10 protein-coding genes are annotated in these 12,488 nt (G+C 63.3%); 6 read left to right on the plus strand and 4 right to left on the minus strand.

The features are described 5' to 3' along the window. The first annotated feature begins 331 nt into the window (after positions 1-331). Both J7302_RS24915 and J7302_RS24920 read left to right on the plus strand, forming a co-directional pair. Positions 332-1,651, plus strand: coding sequence for an OmpP1/FadL family transporter (locus tag J7302_RS24915; protein WP_215381157.1), 1,320 nt, complete (start codon positions 332-334; stop codon positions 1,649-1,651). A 68-nt stretch (positions 1,652-1,719) separates the two neighbouring features. After that, complete coding sequence (locus tag J7302_RS24920; RefSeq protein ID WP_215381160.1) at positions 1,720-3,885, plus strand: methyl-accepting chemotaxis protein; 2,166 nt, start codon at positions 1,720-1,722, stop codon at positions 3,883-3,885. Between the two features lie 344 nt (positions 3,886-4,229). Here the strand turns inward: J7302_RS24920 and J7302_RS24925 are convergent, their stop codons facing one another. Further along, on the minus strand, positions 4,230-5,216 hold the full coding sequence (locus tag J7302_RS24925) for an RnfABCDGE type electron transport complex subunit D (RefSeq protein ID WP_215381162.1): 987 nt from the start codon (positions 5,214-5,216) through the stop codon (positions 4,230-4,232). Beyond that, positions 5,213-6,613, minus strand: coding sequence for an electron transport complex subunit RsxC (gene rsxC, locus J7302_RS24930; RefSeq protein ID WP_215381164.1), 1,401 nt, complete (start codon positions 6,611-6,613; stop codon positions 5,213-5,215). Before rsxC ends, J7302_RS24925 begins: the two co-directional genes overlap by 4 nt. A 416-nt stretch (positions 6,614-7,029) precedes the next feature. Between rsxC and pfkB the strand changes: the two genes are divergently transcribed. Beyond that, entirely contained in the window at positions 7,030-8,052 is a 1,023-nt protein-coding gene (pfkB, locus tag J7302_RS24935; protein ID WP_251702260.1) for a 6-phosphofructokinase II, read from the plus strand. Here pfkB and J7302_RS24940 read toward each other — a convergent pair. Both J7302_RS24940 and J7302_RS24945 read right to left on the minus strand, forming a co-directional pair. After that, positions 8,049-8,810, minus strand: coding sequence for an aspartate/glutamate racemase family protein (locus J7302_RS24940; RefSeq protein ID WP_215381166.1), 762 nt, complete (start codon positions 8,808-8,810; stop codon positions 8,049-8,051). The genes pfkB and J7302_RS24940 overlap by 4 nt on opposite strands. A gap of 8 nt (positions 8,811-8,818) precedes the next feature. Continuing rightward, positions 8,819-9,508 (minus strand): GntR family transcriptional regulator, encoded by a 690-nt coding sequence (locus tag J7302_RS24945; protein ID WP_215381169.1) that lies wholly within the window; start codon positions 9,506-9,508, stop codon positions 8,819-8,821. Between the two features lie 141 nt (positions 9,509-9,649). Between J7302_RS24945 and J7302_RS24950 the strand changes: the two genes are divergently transcribed. Genes J7302_RS24950 through J7302_RS24960 form a run of 3 tightly spaced genes read left to right on the plus strand, consistent with a single transcriptional unit; the run spans position 9,650 to position 12,445 of the window. Beyond that, on the plus strand, positions 9,650-10,738 hold the full coding sequence (locus J7302_RS24950) for an ABC transporter ATP-binding protein (protein WP_215381171.1): 1,089 nt from the start codon (positions 9,650-9,652) through the stop codon (positions 10,736-10,738). A gap of 1 nt (position 10,739) precedes the next feature. Then, the gene (locus J7302_RS24955) at positions 10,740-11,654 is read left to right on the plus strand and encodes an ABC transporter permease (protein WP_215381174.1); all 915 of its coding nucleotides are present in this window, start codon (positions 10,740-10,742) and stop codon (positions 11,652-11,654) included. Further along, positions 11,654-12,445, plus strand: a complete 792-nt coding sequence (locus J7302_RS24960) for an ABC transporter permease (RefSeq protein WP_215381176.1) — start codon at positions 11,654-11,656, stop codon at positions 12,443-12,445. Before J7302_RS24955 ends, J7302_RS24960 begins: the two co-directional genes overlap by 1 nt. Positions 12,446-12,488 lie beyond the last annotated feature (43 nt).

Here is a 12,488-nt window from a genome sequence, read left to right on the forward strand (position 1 = left end):
GTTTCGGGCCTGAAGAACGAGGAAAGTCAGGGTGTCGAGTTCGGCGTCAAGACACTCGCCGCCGACTACACCCCTGCCGCCTTGCGCAACTCCGGGGTTCGTTGAAAAACCTCACTAGTTGAAGGCCACAAGCCCGAGACCTGGGCCGCCAGCACGACTGGCGGCCTTTTACGTGCCATTTACCAACTCAGTCGCCTTCAAGTACGGGCAATCAGGGAATTAAGTACAACTTAGGAAAACTCCAGCCGACACTGAAAAGTGCTCGGAAAAGCAAGTCATTGCCTAAAGCTTGGTCAGCGTTAAACAAACCAGTACAAAAAAGATATGAAAGATGAAAACCAATAGCCGTGCAACTCGATACACTTCCAACTCCCTGATTAAATCTCTGCTGACCAGGCTCACCTTTGCCACTGCCCTATTCAGCCTTTCAACGGCCGCAAGTGCCAATGGCATTGCACTAAACGAGCAGAGCGCCAGCAGCGCTGGAACCGCTTATGCCGGAAGATCGTCATCTGCATTGGATGCCAGCACCATTTATGGAAACCCTGCCGGCCTGACCAAGCTGAAGCGCAGCCAGATCAGCGGCGGAGCGGCCTTGATATCGGTCAGCAACGACATCAGCGATGCAAGCAGCGACGCTTCAGGAACAAATAAAGGAGACTCGGTCCCCATTGGAGTCATGCCCTTCGCCTATATCTCCACGCCACTTGATGATCGTTTTTCGATTGGTCTTGGCTTCTATGTTCCGAGTGGCCTGATCAATGATTACGAGAGCACGTTCCAGGGCCGTCACCATGGCTCTCATAGCGAAACGAAAGAAATCACCCTGCAACCGACTATTGCCTATCGCGTCAATGACTTCCTATCCATCGGCGGCGGCCTGACTTTTAACTATTTTGAAGCGGACCTCCGGAACAACCTGGCGACCGGCAGCCTGAACAACGGTACGGAAACAGAGGTCGCCATCAAGGGAGACGACACCGCCATCGGCTACAACATCGGCCTGTTGCTCGACCTGAGTGATTCAACCACCTGGGGCATTACCTACCACTCCAAGCGAAGCTATCAACTCGAGGGGCACACCGAGGTATCCGGCGCTCCGGCCTTTCTCGCTCTTGATGGAAAGTATGACGCCAAGATCGACCTGGAAATGCCCGAGTCGGTGGATACATCCATCACCCACCGCTTCAATAGCCGCTGGACTGGATACCTGGGTACCACCTGGACTCGCTGGAGCCGACTTCAGAAGTTCGAAGCCATCAATAGCAATGTTTCCGCCATTGGCCAAAGCGTGGGCCTGGGTCGGGTTGGCGAGACACTGAACTGGCATGACACCTGGACAACAGCCATTGGCGTGGCCTATCAACTCAACCCGCAGTGGGTACTGAGAGCAGGTTACGCATACGATCCCGCTCCGGTCGGCAATGCGGACCGCAGTGTGCGAATTCCCGTGGGCAACCGAAAGGCCGTGACATTCGGCGCCGCCTATTCACCAAGCCCCGACCTGACGGTGGATATTGCCTACGGCTATCTCTGGGACTCCGAGGCTTCGGTACATCAATCGGGAGATCCAGCGCTTCAGCCCGAATACAGCGCAAAGTTCAACAACAGGGCAAACGGACTGGCCGTGCAGTTTTCGTACAACTTCTAAAAGGCGGTTCTGTCCGTGATTTCTCACCTGTGCCGGAACCTGTCGCTGTTAGTGAATAGGGGCTCACTATGACTGTGCTGCAAAGCTCCCACATGCAATTGTCTCCCGGCGAGCGCGCCTGGCTGCCCTGGTTCGGCAGAACCGGCAAGCTGGCCATGGGCTGGTCCTGCTGGCTCAATCGCAGCGTCTACGCCGAGGTGGAGCAGACCTTCGAGGGCATCGCCGAGACCCGTGTGCGGCTGCTGCAGGACTGGGCGGCAAGCCAGTGGCAGCAGTTGGAGGAACTGGCCGCCGGCCTGGGCCACGACCTCCAGCCCGACGCAGGGTTGCTGCAGTCCTGGCTCAAGCGCATGCCCGACCTCTCCGAGTTGTTCCTAGTGAATGCCGAGGGGCACGTCACCGCCAGCACCTTCGCCCCGCGCCTGAGCGCCCGCGACCTACCGGCGGAGGCCCTTGCCCGCGGCCTGTGCGCGCCGCTGCTGCACGGCCCCTATCGCGACCCGCAGACCCTGGTGATCGGCCCCAGCAGCTCGCGCTTCCACGATGCGGTGACGCTGATGTTCTACCAGCCCATCCGTATCGGGCAGCGCACTCTGGGCTGTCTCTGCGGCCGGGTGCCCAACGACGTGCTGGGGGACCTGATCCAGCGTGAGGCGGGGCATATCTACCGGGAGTCCGGAGACAACTACCTGTTCATGGTGGACTCGCGCCTGGATCCTTCGATCCAGGCCGGCACCGCCCTCTCCCGCTCACGCTTCGAGGACGCGACCTTCACCCATGGCGAGAACCTCAAGCAGGGCGTGCACACCGCCTTCGGCACGGTACGGGTCCAGCAGCACACCGAGCTGGAACTGCGTTTCACCGACCCGGCCACCGGCCAGTTGCACCCCGGCGTGCGGGAAACCATCCACAAGGGTTCGAACCTCTTCGTCTGCTACCCCGGCTACTCCGATTACCGCCATATCCCGGTGATCGGCAAGGGCGTGACCTTCCAGCTCCCCGGCTCGCCGGACCGCTGGGGGATGATGTGCGAGGCTGACCTGGAAGAGGTCTACCGCCGTCGCTCCATCAGCTTCGCCCTGATGCGCACTTACCTGCTCACCCTGGTCTCCGTCACCGCCGCCGGCTTCCTCCTGCAGCGCCACAGCGGCCTGCCGGAGAACGCCCTCTATCTGCTGCAGACCCTGTTACTGGGCGCGGGCGCCCTGTGCTTCCGCCACTTCGGCCCGGGGCGCCTGGCCGCCCGCCTGCAGGAGATGACCACCCTGGTGCGCACCATCGCCGAGGGCGAGGGCAACCTGCGCCAGCGACTGGACAGCTCGCGCATGCGACATGACGAAACCGGCGACATGGGCCGCTGGATCAACAGCTTCATCGACAACCTAGACGGCACCGTCGGCCGGGTGATAGACGCCTCCCACCACATGCACCGGACCAACGACCAGATGCTCGAGCGCAGCAGCCAGGCCAGCCAGACCAGCGGCCAGGTGGCCGAGGCGGTGCACGCCATGCTGGTGTTGGTGGAAGAGCAGCTGGGGGAAATCAACCAGGCCTCGATGACCGCCTCGGAAATGAAGCAGGCCATGGACGAGGTGGTGGCCCGCGCCCATCAGCGCTTCGAGTCGGTACGCCTGGGCGCTCGCTCCATCCGCGACGTGGTGGAGCGCTCTGCCGGCAGCGTGCAGTCCCTGGACAGCCAGATGACCCAGATCGAGGAGATCGTCGGACTGATCGCCGACATCACCAACCAGACCAACCTGCTGGCCCTGAATGCCGCCATCGAGGCGGCCCGCGCTGGCGACCACGGGCGCGGCTTCGCCGTGGTCGCCGGGGAAGTCCGCAATCTCGCCCAGCGCACCGCCAGCGCCGCCGAGGACATTCGCAACCGCGTCGAGGGGCTGAAGGGCGCCACCCGCCAAGCGGTGGACTTCATGGAGGACGGCGTGCGCAATGTCGACAGCGGCCTGCGCCTGACCGAGGAGGCCTCCAGCGAGAACCTGCACCTGCATCGCACGGTGGAGCGCATGTTCGAGATCATCAAGCAGCTCAACCAGCGCAGCCTGGAGTACGGCCAGACCATACGCGGCGTGAACCAGGCCTCCAGCGAGATGGGGCAGTCAGTCGACGTCCTGCGCAACAGCGCGGAGCGAGTGAGGCATACGGCGAACCAACTGCAACAGCTCGTTGCGCAATTCAACGTGAGCCCGCGGACAAGCGAAAACTCAGCTGCATGAAGCAAACACCCAAGAAACGCCACCTTGGTCAGGGCCTTGAAGCGGAGATGCCCAACCGGGATGCCCAAGGAGTCCGGCGTAGTTGAGAGGCCTCAGTGCTGCTGACAGGACGTCGGCGAATGAGACCGGAACTACCGTTCTGGCCTCATATCCGTCATGCGAATGGAGCGCATGCCGCTATAGGTACTACCCGTACTCCATAGCGATCCCATCCCCCCGCGCTGGACCTGGGCGGCGCTGGTCAAAAGCCGGCGCTGCCCAGTCACTTTCCGACCCCTTCCCTGCCATGGCGCGGAGTGGAAGTCATGGCAATCGTTGCTCAACTCGAGGGCCACTCGGCGCATTCACCCTTCACCTCGACTCGGGTCGCTGCGCACGCTCTCAACCCGGTCCGCTATGTACCAGGGGCGCTGTATGCGCAGCACCAGCCGGTCGATCTGCGGCACCAGCAGGTTGGCAGCCAGCACGGCGAAGCAGAGACCATCGGCATAAAGCCCAAACTCGCGAATCATTTCGGTCAGCACGCCAATGGTCACGCCGAAGAGGATGCGGCCAGCACGCGTATCGGGGCTGGTGACCGGATCGGTGGCGATGAAAAAGGCGGTGAACAGGAGGCCGCCAAGGCTGAGGTTGTACAGGCTTTCCTGTGGGCTATGGCCGGCTGCCATGCACAGCAATGCCGCACTGGCGAGCAACGCCAGGGGAATCTCGATTCGGATCACCCGCAGTACAGCCAGCATCAAACCGCCGGCAATGTAGCCGTACCCTGACAGATTGGGGGTGATCGGTGTGAGCTGGTTCCGGGATAGCTGTGTGGCGCCGGCGAACGCATCGAGGTCAAGGGGAGCCGTCAGCTGTAGCTGCTGCAGTAGCACCTCCTTGGCGCCCATCGCGAGGGTCCAGGGGGCATAGTTCGATGGCGCGGGGTACAGCTGCTGGTAGAAGCAGATAGCGATGATCCCCAAGCCAACCATGGCGGGGTTGAGACGGTTGCGACCCAGGCCTCCACTGCCGTGTTTGCACAGTGCGAGAGCAGCAAAACTGGCCAGCGCCATCATCCACAGCGGCACCATCAGCGGCAGTGCCCGAGCCAGTATCAGGCCTAGCACCAGCCAGCTCAGGTCGCTCAAACCCTCGCGTACATTGCGTCCGCGCAGGCGCAGCAGGGCGGATTCGAAGCCCAGGGCCAGCAACACGCACCAGAAGGTCTGCAACCAGACCACGACGCCAAATTGCCAGGCGTACAGGGCGGTGCCCGGCAGCAGACACAAGCTGACCAGCAGCATCACCGTGCGGAGTCGGTGCGGGGTCGGACGGAGTATCAGGCTCATGTACGCAGCTCCGTCTTGCTCTGGCGGAAGCGCTCGCGCAGCGGCAGATGGCTCGGACAGGTGCTGCTGCAGCTGCCGCATTCGATGCAGGCATCCAGTCGCAATTCCTGCAGGCTGGCCTTGTCATGGCGCTCGGCAGCGGCGTAGAGGTCCAGCGGTCTGAGCGACATCGGGCAGACATCCACGCAGCGCGTACAACGGATGCAACTGCCCGCGGGTTGGGCTGCCGGCAGGTAGCGCTCGGCGCCGAATATCAGGCAGCTACTGGTCTTGCTGATGACGGCGGTTGGGTCCGGTAGCGGCTGTCCCATCATCGGGCCGCCGACCTGGGTCAGCTGGCTTTCGGGGTCAGCGCCAGCAACGGCGCGCAGTGCGCTGACCGGGTAACCCACCGGCACTTCAACATTCCCGGGGCGCTCGCAGACTCCGGTCAGCGTCAACACGCGAGATATCAGCGGTTCGGAATGGAAGATGGCCCGTCCCAGGGCGTAGAGCGTCGCGACATTCAGCGCCAGTACGCCGATATCGGCGGGCCGGGTCCCTGGCGCCAGGTTTCGGCCACTCAGGCTCTTGATCATCAGCGGTTGGCCCCCTGCCGGATAACGCTCCGGTAGCGGACAGATCTCGACCCGGGTGCGCGCCTGGCGAGCGGCGGCACACAAGGCAGCCATCGCCTCCGGTTTGTTGGTTTCGATCCCGAAACGGGTCAGCGTTATTCCCAGCAGCGCGGCGAGATAATCGGCGGCTTCGATCAGCGCCTCGGCGCGTTCGCGCATGAGACGGTCATCGCAGGTCAGGAAGGGTTCACATTCGGCACCATTGATCAGCAGCAGGTCGGGGTGCTGGGCGCCGGCCAGCTTTAGGGCCGTCGGGAAACCCGCCCCACCAAGGCCAACTATCCCCATCCGCAATGCCCGTTCGACCAGCGCCTCGGGCGTTTGCGGTAGCCCCGGCACCGGGCGTTCGACCCACTCATCCAGACCATCTGCATGCAGAATGACGGCCATGACCGGCTCGGCCGAGTCGGCCGCGAAGGCGAGACCAACCTGTTCCACGATGCCGGAGGTGCTGGCATGCACCCAAGGGGTGTTGTCATCGCCGATACCGATCACCTCACCCTTGCGCACAAGCTGCCCCGGCTGGACGCAAGGCTCGGCGCATCGGCGCCCCCGCTCGAGCGGGATTGCCAGCTGCACCTGTCCGACTGCGATCGGGGCAATCGGCGTGGCGTTGGATAACTCCTTGTAGCCTCTGAGCTTGATCCCTCCGTGCCAGCTGCGCTGCGAGGGTGAGGCGACGGCGAGCAGGCGGCGCCAGAAGGGTTTCTGTTGCGGCTGACGTTGGCCGCGGACGAGGTCTTGCATGCGCTCGACGCTTTGCAACGATTGGCTAGACATTTTCTGCCCTCCAATTTTTGGACGTAAAACACCCCTGTGCACCAATGCGCATAAGGGGTTATTGCTTCCGGGGTCTTGAGGGAAAAGCGAGGCGGGGCACTCGATCACTCACGGGATTCAGAGTGCCGAACGGGTGAGTTGTTCAGTATTTGATCAATAACCTGACGAATGGTAAGTGAATTGTCGACCTGCGTGGCGATCAACAGGAGCACGGCGAAGTATTGCCGAGTTGTAAACACGCAGCCTTTGGCCGGCTATGATCGTGGCGTGTGCAGCGGCGTCCAACCACATGCTCCAAGTGGGTTTCTAGGCAACTCATAATCCTTTGGTCCACGGTTCGAGTCCGTGTGGGCCCACCAAATCGAAAGCCGCGCAGTGCGCGGCTTTTGCGTTTCTGTCTGACGCTAATCGCTTCCTTGCTGATCCCAAGTCAGCACTCGCCTACGCTGATCCTGTATGCCCTTCCTCCACCAAGCAGGGTCCGCAGCATGGCCACCACCTTCCGCATCGTCACCCTGACCTTGAGCCCAGCACTGGACCTTGCCACCGGCATCCCGCGGCTATGTCCTAATGACAAGCTGCGCTGCAGCACGCCGGTGTATGCGCCTGGCGGGGGTGGGATCAATGTGGCCAGGGCGATTCACCGGTTGGGGGGCGAGGCGTTTGCGTTGTTTCCGGCCGGTGGATCGACGGGGCAGCACTTGGTGGAGCGGCTGAATGCCGAGGGCGTGGCGAATCGGGTGGTGCCGATTGCGGAGTGGACGCGCGAGTGCATCAACGTGACGAACCAGTCCGACGGGCAGCAGTACCGTTTCGTCATGCCCGGCGCCCGGCTCGCGCCGGCGGAGCAGGAAGCCTTGCTCGCTGCACTGGCGGCGATCCCAGCCCCGGATTACCTGGTGATCAGCGGCAGCCTGCCGGAGGGGCTGGCGGCGGACTTTCTGCCGCGCCTCCTGCAGGGAGCCGTGCGAAACGGGGTGCGCTGCGTGGTCGACAGCACCGGCCCAGCCCTGCGCCAGGCGCTGGATGTGGGCGGCGTGTTCCTGATCAAACCGAACCTGGAGGAACTGAGCGCGCTGGCCGGGGTGGCTATCGCCGGGCCGGAACAACTGGCACAACTGGCGCGCGGGCTGGTGGAGGCGGGGTGCTGTCAGGGTGTCCTGGTGTCCCTGGGGCCTCAAGGCGCGCTACTGGTGACCGACTCGCTGATCGAGCGCATTCCGGCGCCGACGGTGCCGCGCCGCAGTACGGTCGGCGCGGGCGACAGCCTGGTCGCGGCGGTCACGCTGAAGCTGGCGGCGGGAGCCGGGTGGCTGGAGGCGGCGCGTTACGGCGTGGCCGCGGGGACGGCTGCGATCATGACCGAAGGCAGCGAGTTGTGCCGCGTGGAAGAGACGGAGCGATTGTTTGGGTGGCTGCAGGGCGCCCCCGCTCCTTAAAGAGGAGAAGAAGCGGGGGTGAGGGCCGGCCAGGCAAACCCCTGCAAGAACCCCGCATAGGGCTTGGCCAGCGGATAATCCAAGTCCCCCCGCTTGCTGGTGCTCAGCTTCAGCTCCCCGAGCATTTCCACCATTTTCAACGCCGCGCTCACGCCGTCGATGACCGGCACGCCCAGCTCCTCGGTCAGCTCGGTGGCCAGGTGGCTCATGCCGGCGCAGCCGAGCACGATGGCGCCGGATTCGTCCCGTTCCAACGCTCCGGCGCAGGCCGTGCGCATGCTACGCAGCAGGCCCTCGGGGTCGTCATCCAGCGCCAGCACCGGAATTTCCACCGCGTGAATGCCCCGGCAATGCTGGTGGAAGCCGTAGCGTTCCACCAGGTGACGGGCGATGACCTTGGTGCGGCCGAGGGTGGTGACGATGCTGAAACCGGTGGCGACCCAGGTGGCCAGGTGCATGGCAGCTTCGGCGATGCCGATCACCGGGTGCCGGGCGATCTCTCGCGCGGCCAGCAGGCCGGGGTCGCCAAAGCAGGCGATCACATGGCCCTGAACACCATTGCGCTCGCCATCACGGATCGCCTGGAGCAACCCTGGCACGCTCAGCGCTTCGTCGTAGTGGCCTTCGATAGAGGCTGGGCCGGCGCTATTGGTCACCGCCAGCAACTGGTTGCCGGGGTGCAGCACCTGCCGCGCCGCATCAGCGAGGCTGGCCGTCATGGCGGCACTGGTGTTCGGGTTGATCAGCTGGATCTTCATGGCCGAGGTCAGGTCTCGATCAGGTGTTTTAGCGGGTGGTAGTTCGCCTTGAGCTTGCCGGCCACGTCGAGGATGGCGTTTTCGATACCCGCCAGGTGAATACAGGTCAGTTCGATGGCAGCGTTCTGGTTGCCAGCCTCGATGAACTCGATCAGCCGTAGGTGCTCGTCGTCGCGGCACACGTCATGACGGTCGTCGTCCAGCGCAGCGGCGTAGAGCGAGGCGCGGGAAATCAGCTTGCGGAACCAGTCCAGCAGCACCGGGTTATTAAGGGCCTCGGCCAGCTTGATATGGAACTCGCCGAGCAAGTGGATCAGCCGTTGGTGATCGTGCTCGCGCCTGGCCTCTTCTTCCAGCAGAAGGTGATCGCGCAGGTCGCACATGGCCGCGCTGTCCCGGCGCCGGCAAAGTTCGGTGACGATACCGATCTCGATCAACCGCCGCGTTTCGAACAGCGAGCGGATCTCTTCGTCACTGGGTAGTGATACCCAGGCACCTTTGTTTGGCTCGGTGGACACCAGCCCATCCGCTTCCAGTTGCTTGAGCGCTGCCCGCACCGAGGTGCGGCTGACGTTGAACAACTCGGCCAGCGAGGCCTCGCCCAGTTTCATCCCCGGGCGCAACGAGCGATTGCTGATGGCCTGGTAAACCCCTTGGTAAACACGGTCCACCGTGGTTTCCAGCTTCTTGTCTGCCATTCGAGACTCCGTAATTCCGTGCGCAAACCGTTTCAAGCGGAAACAAGCCCGCAGAAAAACCCGGTTGCGCTGTCAGCATAATCCGAGTATTTCTAGATTGCATTCAATTTTTGCATACAAAAACAAGAGGAATGCACCAATATGAAGCACACATCGACTATCGAGGTGCAACACGTCAGCAAGCGCTACACGGACGACCTCGAGGTTAGCCCTGCGCTCGATGACGTCTCGGTGACCATCCAGCACAACGAATTCTTCACCCTCCTCGGCCCCTCGGGCTGCGGCAAGACCACGCTGCTAAGGTCCATCGCCGGTTTCGAGCAGGTCACTTCCGGCGATATCCGCATCGGCGGGCAACGGGTCAACGACCTGCCGCCGTTCAAGCGCCGGGTCAATACCGTGTTCCAGAATTACGCACTCTTCCCGCATATGAGCGTGGCGGAGAATATCGCCTTCGGCCTGGAGATGCAGGGGCTGGATCGCGGGGCCATTCCAGGGCGGGTCAAGGAAATGCTGGCCCTGGTGCAGATGGAGCACCTGGCCAAGCGTCGCCCCGCCGAACTGTCCGGCGGCCAGCAGCAGCGCGTGGCCCTGGCCCGAGCGCTGGCGCCCAAGCCCGACGTGCTACTGCTGGACGAGCCACTGTCGGCGCTGGACCTGAAGCTGCGCAAGGAGATGCAGGTCGAGCTCAAGCGCGTACAGCAGGAGGCTGGCATCACGTTCATCTTCGTCACCCACGATCAGGAAGAAGCGCTGACGCTCTCCGACCGTATCGCAGTGATGTCGTCCGGCAAGATCCTCCAGGTCGGCAGCCCCAACGAAATCTACGAACGCCCGCAGCACCGGTTCGTCGCGCACTTCATCGGCGACATCAACTTCCTGCCCGGTAACCTGCGCCAATGCCCGCAGAACGGCAGCCTGTTCCAGCCTGAGGGCCTGCCGGTGGAAATCCCCTGCAACCTCGGCGAACGTGCCAACAGCGGCAAGATGCAGCTGGCCTTCCGCCCCGAGCGTTCGAAGCTGGTGGAACCGAGCCAGCCACACCACCTGCGCGGCGTGATCGAGGCGGTGCTCTATGTCGGCACCGCCACCCTCTACCAGTGCCGGCTCCCCAATGACGCGAAGGTGATGCTGCGCGAAAGCAACGAGGGCGGCTCCAGCGCCCGTGCGGTCGGCTCGCAAGTGGCGGTGCATCTGCCACCCCACGCCTGCCTGCTGATGGAGGCCTGAGATGAGCGTCAGCGCTACTCCCCCGAGCCTCAATCGCCTGCTGCTGCTCTCCCCGGTGCTGCTCACCCTGATCGGTCTGATCGCCATTCCGCTCGGCATCATGGGCTACATCAGCCTGCTGCCGCGCAACCTCTACGGCGGCGTCGACTGGAGCGCCGACTGGCAATGGCAGAGCTATGTGCAGCTGTTCTTCCAGGAGGACTTCGACGGCAATCTGGAACTCAACTGGGTCTACGCCCAAGCGCTGCTGCGCTCGGTGCTCCAGGCCGGCGGTACCACCTTGCTGTGCTTCCTCTTCGGCTTCCCCGTAGCCTTGTGGATGAGCAGCCTCAGCGAGCGTTCGCGCAACCTGATGGTGTTGCTGATCACCATCCCGTTCTGGACCAACCTGCTGATCCGCAACTACGCCTGGCTGATCATCCTGCGCGAGCACGGCTGGCTGGCGCAGAGTCTCAACGCGCTGTTCCCGCAGGCCGGAGGCATCACCCTGCTGTACAACGACTTCGCCGTGGTGATCGGCCTGGTCTACAGCTTCCTGCCGTTCATGATCCTGCCGATCTACTCCACCCTGGAGAAGCTCGACTGGCGCCTGGTGGAAGCTGCCTACGACCTCGGCGCCAACCGCGTCAAAGCCCTGCGCCGGGTGATCCTGCCGCTGTCCATGCCCGGCGTGGTGGCCGGCTCCCTGCTGGTGTTCGTGCCGAGCCTGGGTGCCTTCATCACCCCGGCGATCCTCGGTGGCGGCAAGACACTGATGATCGGCAACCTGATCCAGCAGCAGTTCGGCACCGCGCGCAACTGGCCGCTGGGCAGCTCGCTGTCGTTCCTCCTGCTCGGCCTGATGCTGCTCGCTCTGGTTTTCTACGCCCTCTACAGCCGCAAGGTCGCCAAAGCCGTCCGCCAGGGAGCCCGCTGATGATCGCCAACCACCTGAAGAAATTGCCGCTGACCCGCGAAACCAGCCTGCTGGTCCTGGCCTACCTGTACCTGCCGATCCTGGTGCTGATCGCCTACAGCTTCAACGCCAACCGCACCGCCACGGTCTGGACCGAGTTCTCCTTCGCCTGGTACGGGCGCATCCTGGCCAACCCGTCGATCCAGGCAGCGGCGCTGAACTCGGTAATCGTCGCTGGCATCGCCACCGTGTGCGCCACCGCCATTGCCCTACTGGCGGCCCTGGCCACCTACCGGCCGTTCTACGGCCAGAAGATGGTGGAAGGCGGCATCAACCTGCCGTTGATCCTGCCGGAGATCGTCACCGCCGTAGCCACGCTGCTGCTGTTCATGGCGCTCGGCATCAAGCTCGGCTTGCTGACGGTGATCATCGCCCACGTCGGCTTCTGCATCCCCTTTGCCTACCTGCCGATCCGCGCACGCTTGAACGACCTGGACAAGAGCCTGCTGGAGGCTGCCAACGACCTCTACGCCAACCCCTTCCACACCTTCCGCCGGGTAACCCTGCCGCTGCTTTTCCCGGCGGTGCTGTCCGGCGCGGTGCTGGCGTTCGTGGTCAGCCTCGACGACTTCATCATGACCTTCTTCGTCGCTGGCCCCGGCTCGACGACGCTGCCGGTCTACATCTTCTCGGCCATCAAGGCCGGGGTGACTCCCGAGATCAACGCCATCTCGACCCTGATGCTGGCGATCTCGATCGTGCTGGTGGTCCTGTCGTACTGGCTCGGCCAGCGTGGCAAACCCACCACCTGATCCATCGCTCCACTACTGCCCAACCCTGTTATTCAACCCGGAG

The sequence above is a fragment of the Metapseudomonas boanensis genome (assembly GCF_018704125.1).
In the GTDB taxonomy this organism is placed as follows: domain Bacteria; phylum Pseudomonadota; class Gammaproteobacteria; order Pseudomonadales; family Pseudomonadaceae; genus Metapseudomonas; species Metapseudomonas boanensis.